This is a genomic window from Planktothricoides sp. SR001 (assembly GCF_001276715.1).
Lineage (GTDB): Bacteria > Cyanobacteriota > Cyanobacteriia > Cyanobacteriales > Laspinemataceae > Planktothricoides > Planktothricoides raciborskii.
The window spans coordinates 45856-58704 of record NZ_LIUQ01000026.1 but is presented as its reverse complement, the minus strand read 5'-3'; the positions used below and the strand labels follow the sequence as shown (position 1 = coordinate 58704).

General features: G+C 41.0%; 16 protein-coding genes. 6 read left to right on the top strand and 10 right to left on the bottom strand.

Going from position 1 to position 12849, the window contains the following annotated elements; genetic code table 11:
* Positions 1-164: 164 nt before the first annotated feature.
* The 3 genes from AM228_RS36225 to AM228_RS16085 form a co-directional block, all read right to left on the bottom strand.
* The gene (locus tag AM228_RS36225) at positions 165-305 is read right to left on the bottom strand and encodes an AAA family ATPase (RefSeq protein WP_082348911.1); all 141 of its coding nucleotides are present in this window, start codon (positions 303-305) and stop codon (positions 165-167) included.
* 202 nt (positions 306-507) lie between these two features.
* Entirely contained in the window at positions 508-768 is a 261-nt protein-coding gene (locus tag AM228_RS16090) for a BrnA antitoxin family protein (protein ID WP_054467114.1), read from the bottom strand.
* A 2-nt stretch (positions 769-770) separates the two neighbouring features.
* Positions 771-1037 (bottom strand): BrnT family toxin, encoded by a 267-nt coding sequence (locus AM228_RS16085; RefSeq protein WP_054467113.1) that lies wholly within the window; start codon positions 1035-1037, stop codon positions 771-773.
* A 234-nt stretch (positions 1038-1271) separates the two neighbouring features.
* Here AM228_RS16085 and AM228_RS16080 point away from each other — a divergent pair, with 234 nt between their 5' ends.
* Positions 1272-3206, top strand: a complete 1935-nt coding sequence (locus AM228_RS16080) for a GTPase family protein (RefSeq protein WP_054467112.1) — start codon at positions 1272-1274, stop codon at positions 3204-3206.
* Between the two features lie 304 nt (positions 3207-3510).
* Here AM228_RS16080 and AM228_RS32825 read toward each other — a convergent pair whose 3' ends face one another.
* The 4 genes from AM228_RS32825 to AM228_RS16065 all read right to left on the bottom strand — a co-directional run bounded on the left by AM228_RS32825 (position 3511) and on the right by AM228_RS16065 (position 4571).
* A complete protein-coding gene (locus AM228_RS32825) occupies positions 3511-3648 on the bottom strand; it encodes a hypothetical protein (protein WP_156331833.1) in 138 nt (45 codons plus the stop codon).
* Positions 3645-3926 carry a hypothetical protein gene (locus AM228_RS16075; protein ID WP_054467111.1) on the bottom strand — a complete coding sequence of 94 codons (282 nt, stop codon included), beginning with the start codon at positions 3924-3926 and terminating at the stop codon, positions 3645-3647. The genes AM228_RS32825 and AM228_RS16075 overlap by 4 nt, the downstream gene beginning before the upstream one ends.
* Entirely contained in the window at positions 3923-4207 is a 285-nt protein-coding gene (locus AM228_RS16070; RefSeq protein WP_304437844.1) for a type II toxin-antitoxin system RelE/ParE family toxin, read from the bottom strand. The genes AM228_RS16075 and AM228_RS16070 overlap by 4 nt, the downstream gene beginning before the upstream one ends.
* A 136-nt stretch (positions 4208-4343) precedes the next feature.
* Complete coding sequence (locus tag AM228_RS16065) at positions 4344-4571, bottom strand: hypothetical protein (RefSeq protein WP_054467110.1); 228 nt, start codon at positions 4569-4571, stop codon at positions 4344-4346.
* 345 nt (positions 4572-4916) lie between these two features.
* Here AM228_RS16065 and AM228_RS16060 point away from each other — a divergent pair, with 345 nt between their 5' ends.
* Positions 4917-5231, top strand: a complete 315-nt coding sequence (locus tag AM228_RS16060) for a pentapeptide repeat-containing protein (RefSeq protein WP_054467109.1) — start codon at positions 4917-4919, stop codon at positions 5229-5231.
* A gap of 55 nt (positions 5232-5286) precedes the next feature.
* Here AM228_RS16060 and AM228_RS34300 read toward each other — a convergent pair whose 3' ends face one another.
* Entirely contained in the window at positions 5287-5664 is a 378-nt protein-coding gene (locus AM228_RS34300) for a hypothetical protein (RefSeq protein ID WP_197285316.1), read from the bottom strand.
* A gap of 112 nt (positions 5665-5776) precedes the next feature.
* On the opposite strand from AM228_RS34300, the gene AM228_RS16050 reads away from it, so the two are divergent.
* On the top strand, positions 5777-7141 hold the full coding sequence (locus tag AM228_RS16050) for a pentapeptide repeat-containing protein (RefSeq protein ID WP_197285315.1): 1365 nt from the start codon (positions 5777-5779) through the stop codon (positions 7139-7141).
* Between the two features lie 235 nt (positions 7142-7376).
* Here AM228_RS16050 and AM228_RS16045 read toward each other — a convergent pair whose 3' ends face one another.
* Positions 7377-7976, bottom strand: a complete 600-nt coding sequence (locus AM228_RS16045) for an HD domain-containing protein (protein ID WP_054467106.1) — start codon at positions 7974-7976, stop codon at positions 7377-7379.
* A gap of 277 nt (positions 7977-8253) precedes the next feature.
* On the opposite strand from AM228_RS16045, the gene AM228_RS16040 reads away from it, so the two are divergent.
* Positions 8254-9567, top strand: coding sequence for a pitrilysin family protein (locus AM228_RS16040; protein WP_054467105.1), 1314 nt, complete (start codon positions 8254-8256; stop codon positions 9565-9567).
* 313 nt (positions 9568-9880) lie between these two features.
* Here AM228_RS16040 and AM228_RS16035 read toward each other — a convergent pair whose 3' ends face one another.
* Complete coding sequence (locus tag AM228_RS16035) at positions 9881-10483, bottom strand: DedA family protein (protein WP_054467135.1); 603 nt, start codon at positions 10481-10483, stop codon at positions 9881-9883.
* A 473-nt stretch (positions 10484-10956) separates the two neighbouring features.
* Here AM228_RS16035 and AM228_RS16030 point away from each other — a divergent pair, with 473 nt between their 5' ends.
* Positions 10957-11574 (top strand): cytochrome b/b6 domain-containing protein, encoded by a 618-nt coding sequence (locus AM228_RS16030; protein WP_156331832.1) that lies wholly within the window; start codon positions 10957-10959, stop codon positions 11572-11574.
* A 309-nt stretch (positions 11575-11883) separates the two neighbouring features.
* Entirely contained in the window at positions 11884-12366 is a 483-nt protein-coding gene (locus AM228_RS16025; protein WP_054467104.1) for a hypothetical protein, read from the top strand.
* The last annotated feature ends 483 nt before the right edge of the window (positions 12367-12849 follow it).

Below are 12849 nucleotides of genomic sequence, written 5' to 3'. Positions count from 1 at the left end.
GAGATAACCTTAAGTCTCGACAACCAGTATTTAGGCGTCAGTCGTTAATCATAAAACAAACAACTCTGATCAAGTCTAACAGTAGCACAAAAAGGATCATTAAAAAATTAAGAAAATCTTTAATTTCTGAGAACTGGAATGATAAGTCTAATGGAAAATAAAGATCAGGATATAGAAAAAACATCTAAAAAAGAAGTTTTTCCGGCTCCATTGGCGCCAATCATCACGGTGATATTTCTCATCTCAATGTTAAGATTTTGCAGACGGCGAAATCCCTTTACTGATATATTTTCCAATTTATTCATATTCCACCCGAACGCGAAATTATCATGGATTCTTCAGATATGGTAGCTTTTTTTCCATTATATTATACAATATTGCCACTAAATCAAAAACTGCCATAAACCGCCATAAACCGGGTTTCTTACGTTAACTATTGGTTATTTTGCTTGTGGCAAAAACCCGGTTTTTTATATGCTAAGAAACCAGGTTTTCTTGGTTCCTGACTCATCTTTCTGTTCGGGCGAGTTCCTCCCTCAAAACCCGACGCAATGTATCCTCTAGCGGTTCGCAGGTTTGCCGCTGAATATACTCGCGTAAAGCTTGATTAATTAAACTTTGATAGTTGCCACCACCGGCTGCGTGAACCTGCGCTCGAAACCATGTTAAAATATCATCATCTAAGCGAATAGTAATGCGAGTTTTGCCCGGAGATGTGGGTTCAAGTGCTCCTCGCTTGCCTTGACTAAAATCATATTCGGCTTTCATTTTTAGTCCTCATCATACTGATTTTGTTCCCGTTGAGTCGCTTTACGCGCAGATATTAGACGAATTTCATCATCTCGCCAAGTAAATACAACCACCAAAATTCTACCCAACGCATCCATTCCAATGGTAATGAAACGTTCTTCATCAAATCTCTCATCTGTAATTGTGATAGCGAAATCGTCACAAAAGACAGAAACCGCATCAGCAAAATCAATTCCATGCTTACGCAGATTGGATTTCGCTTTGTTTGGATCCCATTGATATGTCATTCAATTATAGTATGTACATTTGTACATATATAAAACAATAAATCATGGTGCCATAAAGGTGAAAAATTTTTTAAATTTCTGAAGCACAGCGATCGCGCCCCTTTACGTCAGACACCGGCTTTCTTCCGTTAACGTTCGGTTATATTGCTTGATTTGCCGCAGAAACTCGGTTTCTTTTTTTCGTTATAATGCCAAAGTTATTACAAAAACCCGGTTTTTTCTTGGTATTAAACAATGGTACGTTTCAAACTTTGGCAGTGGGTGGTTTTAGCCCTTCCTGTAGTCCTCATTATTACGTTTCTCCTAGTAGCAGCAGGAACCCAAATTAGCGAATGGGGGATTAATTGGATTTGGGGGGTTGTCACTCTGGTTTTAGTGGGGTGGCGATCGCTTATAGTTCGCTGGACGCGATCGCAAATTGACGAGGTAGAAGCGGCGATCGCTTCTATGAATGAAAAAATAGAAATAATCAATGAGGAAACTAAACAAAAACTAGGGGCGGATGATGCTGCCAAAAAAGCAGAAGTGGCATTACAAAAAATATTAAAAGAGTCTCAAAGCGATCGCCCGATATGGGATGATTGGCAAAATTTTTGGCAAGAATGTCAAGACATGGTGATAGCGGTTGCCCATATTTATCACCCCACAGTAAAATACCCGTTGCTGAATATTTATGTGCCTCAAGCTTATGGTTTAATTCGGGGCACCGTAGACGATATGGATCGGTGGATGCAGCAATTATCCCCGGTACTGAATCAAGTCACTGTGGGGCAAGCGTATCAAGCTTATGAAATTTATCGCAAATTAGAACCTTCGGCCCGCAAATTAATGCAAGCGTGGGGGTGGGTACAATGGTTGGTGAACCCAGCAGCAGCGGCAGCGCGAGTAGCTAGTAAGAAATATAGCGAACAAGCTAATCAGCAATTATTGGCAAATTTGAGTTTTATGGTGCGGGAAGCAGCCCTGCGAAACCTCTGTCGGCAGGCGATCGCACTCTACGGAGGCAACCAAATCCCAGGGGAAACTTTGGCGGTATCTACTCCTAGTTTGCCGAAAGCAAAAACGCAGACTTTACAAGAAATTTTGGCGGCAGCAGATCCCCCGGAAAAAGTGGAGCAAAAGCCGGTGAATATTTTATTAGTAGGCAGAACTGGGGCGGGGAAAAGTAGTCTAATTAATACCATATTTCAGGCAGAATTAGCCGCAGTGGATGTGTTGCCGAGTACCGATCGCATTCAAAGTTACCATTGGCAAACGGACACCGGAGAAACTCTGACTCTTTGGGATAGTCCCGGTTATGAACAAGTGAATAAATCCGACTTGCGTGACCAAGTATTAGAATATGCTAATAATGCGGATTTATTATTACTGGTGACTCCGGCATTAGATCCCGCTTTGCAAATGGATGTGGATTTTCTTAAGGATATTAAAAAAGAGGTGCAAGATTTACCCGCGATCGCAATTGTCACTCAGGTCGATCGCCTGCGTCCAATTCGCGAATGGCAACCCCCTTATGATTGGGTTTGGGGCGATCGCCCGAAGGAAAAATCGATCCGAGAAGCCACAGAATATCGCACGGAAATGTTAGGAGAATTCTGCGATCGGGTGTTGCCCGTGGTCAGTTTTGACCCGAAAAGCGATCGGCAAGGGTGGAATATTGACAGCCTATCTTTAAGTTTGATAGAGGCGATCGCGCCGGTCAAACAATTACGGTTAGCCCGGTTTTTCCGAGACTTAGAAACTCGTACCATTGCCGCCGCCAAAATCATCGATCGCTACACATTTCAAATGTCCACCACCCAAGGGCTAACCGCTTTATTAAAAAGTCCGGTATTGCAATTTATTTCGACATTAACTACCGGAAATCCCACCTTAGCCTATTTATTAGCAGAAAAAATTCCCATTGAACAGTTGCCGATGGTAATTGGTAAATTACAAATGGCTTATGACTTGTTTACGTTATTAAGTAACGACAATAATCAGGTCAATTTTGAATTACTGGCAATTTGGCCATTGTTATTAGAAAATCCGGCCTCTCCTGACCGGAATGCTTGGGCATTTGGTCATGGTTTAGTGGAATATTGGACAAAAAAATTAACCGTGGATCAATTGCGGGAAAGAGTGGCGTATTATTTGCAACAACAGGTGGTGGTTTTGGCAGAAACATAAATGAGATTATCCGTAGGTGCGAAGCATTTGCGCGGATAATTTTTGGGATTGGCATCAATATTTAGCCGCAAATGCTTCGCCCTAATTTATTAATTGCGCGGATAATTTTTGGGATTGGCATCAATATAGCAATTGTCATATTTATGAATTACAAAACAACTGTCATTCCCGCCCCACGCCTTCGCGGGGGTAAACTCCGGCGGGAATCCATAAAACCTCTGTAATTAGGACAATAACCGCTGTATTTGGCCGCAAATGCTTCAAGCTAATTTATTAATTGCGCGGATATTTTTTGGGATTGGCATCAATATTTGGCCATAGAAGGGCGAAGCATGACCGCAGTCAAATCCATATTTTCATCATAAATATCGGCGGTCATGCGATCGCCCCTACAAACCCAGGCAACCCCGACAAACATGGAATGCACCTGTTCTAAATTCATGTCCGATCTGAACTTTTATCAGACAGCAATTCACTAAAACTATTAATGGTGACTTCGCGATCGGGAAACTTCGCTTTAATAATTAATTCACCGCCCATGAGTGCAATAACTTCTCGCAAATGATTTATATAAATATCTGTTTGCTTTTGTAAAAAGGCTTGCTGTAATTCATTTAACGCCATCTCTTGCTGAATCCGGGCGTTTTTCTGGGCAATCCTCGCTTTTCTCTCTGGTGAAATGTTTTCGATTAATTGATTAAATTTATGATGTCCGCTCATAATAATCCCTCTTGCTGTAGTTCTTTAAGGTATTCATCGTATAGCCTATCGGCGATTAGCACATACTTTTCATAAAATCGGTTATCCCCAGTTTTATCACCTCCGATTAATAATATTTCAGTGCGTCGCGGATCGAAAGCGTAAAAAATTCTTAAAGGCTTGCCTCCACTTTGAATGCGTAATTCTCTTAAATGAGAATGTTTTGAGCCATTCACCCCAGAAGAATACGGGAAAGGTAAATTTGGCCCTTTTTCTTCTAGTAATTGGACAATCACAATAATATCATCCTGCTGTGTTTATTGCAGAATTTACCACCACCCTTGAAATTCATCAGTATATTCTATTTCCCAAGTCACGGTAGTAATTTATCCTTGTAATTTTTTGACATAAGATTTGCTACAAGTCATTGAATAATCTTTAAAAATATGGCGATCGCTCTTCTTCATATTCCATTACAAGCTCATCCCCTTGGGGAATTGCTTGCCCATAAGCAAGGACTTCCTCAAAGGCTGGTTCATCCTTGAAAAATCCGGTAATTTGTTCTAGCCAATTGGTTGGTTCAGGGGTCGCAATTTGTTTCTGAAATTCAATAATTGCTGCCTTGACTGCGGCGATTTGTTCTTCTAAAGAAATGTTGCTTGCCATTGGAAGTTCTCCTTGAGAGACTAGGGCAGATATTAGTGAGATTGATATGATGAAGGCGATTATAACAAGAAACCCATGAGGGACAGAGTAAAAAAACGTCATTCCCGCGTGGGAATCCATCCAATCCAGTTTCTCAATAAATGAAACCAAACTATATTAGTAGATTCCATCATGGCAAATTTTTTACAGGTCAAAGGTGACGACTGCCCCCACCAAAACGTGAACCCTACCATAATGGTTTAGATCCCTTGGCTGACGAAGGATAATTTTTGATTTCTCGTTGCTAAAATAGCAGTGGCAACCTTCGCCATAGGGATTCCACCTCCGACAAACTGAGAAAACACCATGAAAGCCAAGGAACTATTACGACGCTATGCAGATGGTCGAAGAGATTTTCGGGGGGAAAACCTCCGGGGTCAGTCGTTCAAAGGCAAAGACCTCTCTGGGGCAGATTTCAGCAAGGCGGATATTCGAGGGGCTAACTTCACCAATGCGACTTTGAAAAATACTAAATTCAATCATGCTCAAGCTGGCTTAGACCATCCTACAAAAATCTTTTTACTGATAGGATTGTTTTTGATTTCAGCTTTGATAGGATTTATGTTTGTATTTTGTAATGCTTTACTAGGATCATTTTTCATATCTTATCTGAAGTCATAGACAAAAATACTTTTATTCCAATGTTGTTCGTTATCGGGGTTACTCTTTTTATATTCTACGTTAGTGACTTAGGTTTCAAGGCTGATTTAATAGCTTTGATTCTTGGTAGCACACTAATTTTAATCGCTTTGGCATTTGTTTTAGTTCTATCGAATATTGGTTTTGCTTTGGATAGAGATGAAGTTGCTGCTTTAACTATACCTGGAACGGCTCTACTTCTTTTAGAAGGTACAGCATCTTTTACAATAGTTGCGTCAGATATTATAATAGTCGCGTCAGATATTCTGGATAATAAAGTTTGGAAAAAAATCATGGCTTGGCTTTGTTCTTTAATCGGAAATTTTGTGGGAATTTTTCTAGGTATATCGAATAAAGGAATAGAGAATGCAATCAGTATGGCTAAAGCATCAATTATACCAGAAATCACAATCAATAGTTATATTTACTTAGTGATTACTATAGGTATATTTTTATCGTTATTAGCCTCAATAAATATAGCCAAAAGTACGTTATCAGGCAAAAAAAACAATGGTCTAATTCTTCAATTGGCTATAGATTTTGCCGCTATAGGGGGTACAAGTTTTCGAGGGGCAGACCTCACCGATGCAGATTTTACCAATGCTACCCTGAAAAACTCAGACTTCAGGGGAGCTAATTTGAAACGTACTTGGTGGCGAGGTGCAAAAAAGCTCAAGTTTGCTCGTCCTGGAGACACTTATTTAAGTCAACCACAAATTATAGAACTGGTGACAACCGGAGATGGTGAAAATAAAACTTATGATCGCTTAAATCTTCAAGGGATTAATCTTCACAAATCCAAATTACAAAACGCCAGTTTTATCGAAACGAATCTTGATGATGCCAACTTGCAAGATGCAAACCTCACCGATGCTCGATTAGTTCATGCTCAACTTGATGATGCAGACCTCACCGGAGCCACTCTCACTGGTGCATATATTGAGGAATGGAACATTACCACCACCACCAAACTGAACGGCATTCGCTGCAATTATGTATTTATGCGTTTACCCCCCAAAGACCGCCCCGCATTTATCGCCTTGCCACCGGAAGAAAGCAGCAACCTTAACCCACAACGCAAACCCGACGATTGGCAGAAAAACTTTGAAGATGGGGAATTTACGGACTTTATCGCCCCCATGCGGCAGACTCTGGACTTGTATCATAATCGGTCCGTTGATATGCGACTGGTGGCGATCGCGCTGCAACAACTGAAAGACGACAACCCAGAGGCAGAAATCGAAGTAGTCTCGATGGAGAAAAAGGGTAAAAATAAAGATAAGTTGCTGATTCGAGCCGAAACCTCACCCCAAAGCGATCATGCTGCTTTGAATCAGGGTTATTTTGCTAACCTAGAATATGTGCAGTCATTACCCCCGGAAGCTTTACAAGCATTAGTCGCAGATAGAGGCAAAATCATTCAATTATTAGCCGGAATTTTAGAAACTAAGCATCAAAGCCCTGATATCAATATTTATAATCAAAACCAAGGAGATCAGAATATGTCTGGCGATCGTCATATCACCACTAACAGCTATCACGAAGATAACCGAAATATCACAGACAACCAAGGCACTATCATTGAAAATGTTGGCCGAGATGTGAATCAATACGCCCCGGAACAAAAGCAAGATTTAGCGACAGCCGCCGCCGAAATTCAAAAATTACTAGAACAGTTGGAAAAAACTTATCCAACAGATACCACGACGGGCAAAATGACGATCGCAACTAAGGCAATTGAAGCAATCGAAAATAACCCCACTTTAATGCAACGAATTCTCAGCGCCTTAAAATCCGGGGGAACTGCGGCATTAGAACAATTGTTAAGTCATCCAGCCGCCAGTTTTGCGATCGCGGCTTTAGAAGATTGGCAAAAATCAAAAACAGATTAGATAATTTAGATAATATCAGATAATAATGTAGGGGCGAATGGCCATTCGCCCCTACCCAATATAGACCCAATATAGAAGATTAATAGAAGCGATCGCATCTTTTTAACCGCAACTAACCCAAAGGGCGATCGCCTTTTTTTAAACTTATGTCCATGTTGGGTTTCATGCTTCAACCCAACCTACATTACTATGGATTCCTGCATACGCGGGAATGACAGAAACAAACTATGGTGATTTAGCTATTGGTTAATTCATAAATACCTTTAAGCTGCTCTAAACTTCGCAGAAATTGACGGGCTAAGAAACTTTCTGGGAAGCGTTCAGAATATATCGCTGCCAAAGATTCGCCAAACCAAATTAATTCTGCTTTGCGTTTCATAGGTGTCTTACTGAAGCCTTCCCGTAAATAACCATTGGTATAGTTATCGTATTTATCCGCCAAACTTACCAAGACAATGCTATCAGAACCAGAGGCAACTTGCTCAATATATTCTTGCTTTCTTTCCTGCCAAGGAAGACTGCGATCGCATTCCGTACAACCCCGGACAATAGCCGCCACTTCAGACCCAAAGTTATCGGTAATTTTGGCAAAAGCTTGGTCAACGGTTAGCCCCTGTTTTGGGGCGGCATCTTCCACATAATCATGTAACCAAGCCGCGATCGCCTCCGCTTCGGTGCCCCCCTCCAACCATACATAACTAGACACCGCTTGTAAGTGGAGAATATAGGGTTTGCCGCTATATTTGCGCTGTTGATAGCGATGGGCGGCTAGGGCAAATTGCACGGCGAGATCGTACCGTTCAGAATATTGGGGAACTGGGGAAAATTCAGCCATAATAACTTAATAAATCCTTGGAAAATCACCTAAATAAAATTAATCGAGCATCTAATCATAATCAAAACAGCGAAAAAGCCTTATTTTCGATCCAGGTAAGTTTTTTGCTCGGAGTTTACCCTGGGGACAGTTCTCAGTAGTTCTCACCAGAGGCAAGCCTGGATTAATTTTGTCTTAACCTGGGTTATTGTCTCCTTTTCTCTATTTTTGCCAGATTTTTTTGGCCAAGATGATTAAGATAGATCCAGGAACGTACAATCCGCCGATTATTTAATCCATGATATCAACGCTGCTCAAATCTCCTATCGTCAATCGCCTTAACTCACCGACCATTCATCGATTACCCAATGGTTTGACAATTGTGGTCGAACAAATGCCCGTAGAAGCGGTCAATCTTAACCTCTGGAACCCCATTGGTTCAGCCATAGAAGCCAATGAAATCAATGGCATGGCGCATTTTCTGGAACACATGATTTTTAAAGGCACGGAACAACTGGTTAGTGGAGAGTTTGAGCGTAAAATCGAAGAGCGCGGTGCTGTCACCAATGCCGCCACCAGTCAAGATTACACTCACTACTACATTACCACTGCGCCGAAAGATTTTGCGGAACTCGCGCCGTTACAAATGGATGTGGTACTCAACCCGACTATTCCCGATGAAGCTTTTGAAAAAGAGCGTTTGGTGGTGCTTGAAGAAATTCGTCGATCGCAAGATAATCCTCGTCGTCGCACCTATTACCGGGCAATGAAACTGGCATTTAACCACTTACCATACCGCCGTCCCGTACTCGGTCCTGTAGAGGTGATTTCTAGCCTCACCCCACAGCAAATGCGGGATTTTCACGCCCAATGGTATCAACCGGAGTCCTTGACCGCAGTGGCGGTGGGGAATTTGCCCGTGGAGGAGATGATAGAAATTATTGCGGAAGGATTAACACAGATTAAGCCTCAGTGGAGCGAAAAAAGCGATCGCTCCCCTAGGTATCACCACCTGGAAATGCTCACCCCAGAAGCAAATTTTGAGCAAATTATTCGGGAAGAAATTGTCGATGAAGCCCTGCAACAAGCGCGACTGGTAATGATGTGGCGAGTCCCCGGTTTGCTGGACTTGGAGCAAACTTATCCCTTGGATATACTAGCCTCTATTTTAGGCTCAGGTCGGACATCCCGCATGGTTCAAGATTTACGAGAAGACCGGGGATTAATCTCTAGTATTTCTGTGAGCAATATCAACCACCGAGTTCAAGGACTTTTTTATATTTCCGTGGATTTACCCACAGAAAATATAGCAATCGTCGAAGCTGCGATCGCCCAACATATTCGCACCTTACATCAGGAATTTGTCACCGAAGCGGAAATTACTCGCATTCGGACTCAAGTGGCGAATCGGTTTATTTTTGGCAATGAAACCCCCAGCGATCGAGCCAACTTATATGGCTATTATCAATCAATGATTGCCGAATTAGCCCCGGCATTAAATTATCCTCAACACATTCAATCGGTGCAACCAGTGGATATCCTAGAAGCGACCCAAAAATATCTTTCTCCTGATGCTTATGGGGTTTTGGTCGTTCGCCCTAAAGCCAATTAATCAAATTGATAGTGGCTGGTTGGTTGTGAGTTGTTTGAGGAAAATTCCATCAGTCTCTCATAGATAAAAAATATCTGCTTGGGTGACGGCCAAGTTAAGCCAATTTAAGCCAATTTAAGCCAAGTTAAGCCAAGTTAGTGGCGGTTTTTTTCTCAGCAGCGATTACCGATTCAACCCCTACCATTTGGTAATGTTTAAACTCAAAATTTTTAGGGGCGATCGCCCCCTCTGCTGCCTAAAAATTGCCATCAGCTAGAGAGGGCATTAGATACCCAAGATTCGCTCTGACTCTACGGGGTCAGTGCGATCGCAATTATTCTAAATCATCTTCTAGTTTAGCTTGCACAAAATGAACGATAATCGGCAAAAAAGAAACCAGAATAATTACCAGAACAATCGGCAGGATATACTTATCAGGGTCGGGGATTTTCGTGCCTAAATAATAACCTGAAATCGTCATCCCGATCGCCCAAATAAAACCCCCCACCAAATTATATTTGATAAAAGTGCGATAACGCATCGCGGCGATCCCGGCAATAATCGGCGCAAAGGTTCTGACAATGGGGACAAAGCGGGCGAGAATAATCGCTTTAGACCCATGTTTGCCATAAAATTTTTCGGTTTTCACCAAATGTTTTTTCTTGAAAAACCAACCATCTTCTTTATCAAAGAGTTTACGTCCAAAACGATATCCGGTTGCATAACCAACATTATCACCTAATACGGCACAGACAAAACAGCCAAAACCCAACGTAAAAATATTGAAAATCCCTTGAGAAGAGAGCAGTCCAGCAGTAAACAGTAAACTATCTCCAGGCAAGCAAAATCCGATGAATAATCCCGATTCAGCAAAGACGACCGCCCAAATCCCTAAATATCCGATTTTGATGATAATTTCTTCTAAGTTAAAATGCATTTTTTTTCTCATGTATTTGGCGTGATTGTTAGATAAAAAACCTTTACATTTTTATTTTAGTAAAAAGATTTATCTAAAAGCGATATGGGATAATGATTATCCCTGTAGCGAAGTTTAGCATAGCCGCTGATTTTTGGCAAATATTCAAGCACAAAAATCAACAAATATTGACTTGTTTTATATTTCGTCAAGGAAAACAGCAACGAAAAAATTTTATCTTATTGATAAAAAATCCCCTGAATAGGAGTGAAGCTGCTTAGATTATCCCTGGAGAACTTAGTATATTTTTGCATGGTCGGGGGAAAATGGTTCTCAAAGGCAAAGGCTTGATCAATACTTATTGGCTGACCAGCCGAAAAAATCCTGTTCCATGAAGCTTTAAGTAAAAAAAGTAAAAAAATGCTATGATCATGCTATGATAATGCTATAATAGCGAAACAATATAACTGTCTCAGCTTACCGATCAACCGCTAATGTTTAGAAATCTTCCTTATCAACCTTTGTTACTCCGGCTTTTACACGGGATCAATGGATGCTTAATCATCGGGTCAATCATCACGGGATTTTGGGTTTACAATACATTTGATGGTCGTTGGGGCAAACTGCCCCTGCCTAACCTATCATCCATTCAAGACATTCACGGCACCATCGCTGTCTCTTTTTTTCTGATTATCCCCGCATTTGCTCTTTATAGTTTTCATCCAGGAGAAAAACGCCTATTACAACCGGATTCTTTAAAAAATCTTACCAACCTCAATCAGAAGATTGGCTGGTATAGTTGGCATCGCTTAGTCAATACTTTAATGCTTTTAGCTGCCATCTTAGCCGCTTTTTCCGGACGAACCATGAAAGAAGAATGGCTGCCCAATGGCGAATTAAATCATCCTTGGTATTATCTGCATTTATTCGCTTGGCTGGTCATGGTGCTATGTTTAGTATTACATTTACTCATGGTGGCAAAAGTAGGAGGAATACCCCTGATTTTATCCATGTTTAATTGGCAGGTACGTCCCCAAGACAGTCCCCGTGATTGGAAAGCAAATACCCTCAATTGGTTGAAACAGCAAAAATCAAAGTTGACTCAAAAATAATGTTCAAATTTACCAAGACTTTGTTAAATAAAATTGAAATTCTGGTATTTTTAGGCTGGTTTATGGCATTGATTATTCCACTTTTTCTGTAAATCCAGCGATCGCAACTGCCAATCATTTACCGAGAATCACCTAGAATTACCGAGAATCACCTAGAATCACCGATAATTACCGATGTATTTGGTTGCCAGCAGAAAAGCCTCTATAATTAATTTATCTCATTCATTGCTTGATTGACCACGCTCGTCCAGCAAAGTAATACAGCCGATAATTTCAATTAACTAATAGTTTTACGTTCAGGAAAAAGCAATGGTTAAGTACACAATTCCCCAATCTCCAGAAATCGTTATTGATGTTCGCGGGAAAGATTCTCCGAAAAATCGCGATAAAGCGATGGATCAACTAATGGAATTGATGGATGAGGGCAAGTTGAAAACGAAATTAGCTGATGGGTTTGGCCCTGATCAGTTTGTGGAAGTGAAAGATACCAATACCAATTTAGATGGTGAAGAAATTGACGATCCAGTCACCGAAGCGGTGCAAATTCTCAATAGTTTGGCTTCTTTAAAGTTAAAAATGACTCAGACTAAGGAAGAAGCTCTGCAAATTCGTCAACAAATCGATATCTTATTTAATGATGATCCGGTGACGGAAGAACAAATTAACCAGTTGAAAGACGGATTTAAGGTGCTGAAAAATTTTGCTCAAGCCAATCAGCGTTATTTATTGGCCAGAAGCCAAGCTGAAGAAGCTCGAAAAATCTTAGATCGGGCATTAAGCTCTTTAGAGTAATTCTGCGGGTGACAGAAACCGGGTTTCTTATCTTGGGTAGAAATTACCGCAACCCGGTTTCTGACGATCGCCCAATCAGCAAACCAATCAGCAAACCAATTACAAGGGAATCGTTAAAATTTCTAACATTTAACCATTTCCCTAGGCATTTACCAGAAAAAGGTTCATAATATTATTATTTAAGATTAAATCGTCTGATTGCTTTGAGTCAGTGGATCTCCACTAATCGACTTTGATATTGACTGGCGATATTGACTGGCTACTGCCAGAAAAATTAAACTGATTACCACATTAATTTTCAAGTGTCAAGGGGATCGTTGATGATTTGCTGTCCCAGGAAGTCATATTCCTGAGATGGGATTGGCGCAGATCCATTCCCCATCAGGGTTTTCGATCGCTATTATTTCAGGAAAAATTTAAGGAAAAGTGATGGCGATCGCTGAAGTTAGGGGAAAGTTCTAAGATGTGGGAGCCAGATGTGGG

Excerpts from the sequence above, each read along its gene's own strand:
- AM228_RS36225 (WP_082348911.1), bottom strand. The coding sequence starts at position 305 with ATGAATAAATTGGAAAATATATCAGTAAAGGGATTTCGCCGTCTGCAA.
- AM228_RS16090 (WP_054467114.1), bottom strand. The coding sequence starts at position 768 with ATGAAAGCCGAATATGATTTTAGTCAAGGCAAGCGAGGAGCACTTGAA.
- AM228_RS16085 (WP_054467113.1), bottom strand. The coding sequence starts at position 1,037 with ATGACATATCAATGGGATCCAAACAAAGCGAAATCCAATCTGCGTAAG.
- AM228_RS16080 (WP_054467112.1), top strand. The coding sequence starts at position 1,272 with ATGGTACGTTTCAAACTTTGGCAGTGGGTGGTTTTAGCCCTTCCTGTA.
- AM228_RS32825 (WP_156331833.1), bottom strand. The coding sequence starts at position 3,648 with ATGAATTTAGAACAGGTGCATTCCATGTTTGTCGGGGTTGCCTGGGTT.
- AM228_RS16075 (WP_054467111.1), bottom strand. The coding sequence starts at position 3,926 with ATGAGCGGACATCATAAATTTAATCAATTAATCGAAAACATTTCACCA.
- AM228_RS16065 (WP_054467110.1), bottom strand. The coding sequence starts at position 4,571 with ATGGCAAGCAACATTTCTTTAGAAGAACAAATCGCCGCAGTCAAGGCA.
- AM228_RS16060 (WP_054467109.1), top strand. The coding sequence starts at position 4,917 with ATGAAAGCCAAGGAACTATTACGACGCTATGCAGATGGTCGAAGAGAT.
- AM228_RS16045 (WP_054467106.1), bottom strand. The coding sequence starts at position 7,976 with ATGGCTGAATTTTCCCCAGTTCCCCAATATTCTGAACGGTACGATCTC.
- AM228_RS16040 (WP_054467105.1), top strand. The coding sequence starts at position 8,254 with ATGATATCAACGCTGCTCAAATCTCCTATCGTCAATCGCCTTAACTCA.
- AM228_RS16035 (WP_054467135.1), bottom strand. The coding sequence starts at position 10,483 with ATGCATTTTAACTTAGAAGAAATTATCATCAAAATCGGATATTTAGGG.
- AM228_RS16030 (WP_156331832.1), top strand. The coding sequence starts at position 10,957 with ATGTTTAGAAATCTTCCTTATCAACCTTTGTTACTCCGGCTTTTACAC.
- AM228_RS16025 (WP_054467104.1), top strand. The coding sequence starts at position 11,884 with ATGGTTAAGTACACAATTCCCCAATCTCCAGAAATCGTTATTGATGTT.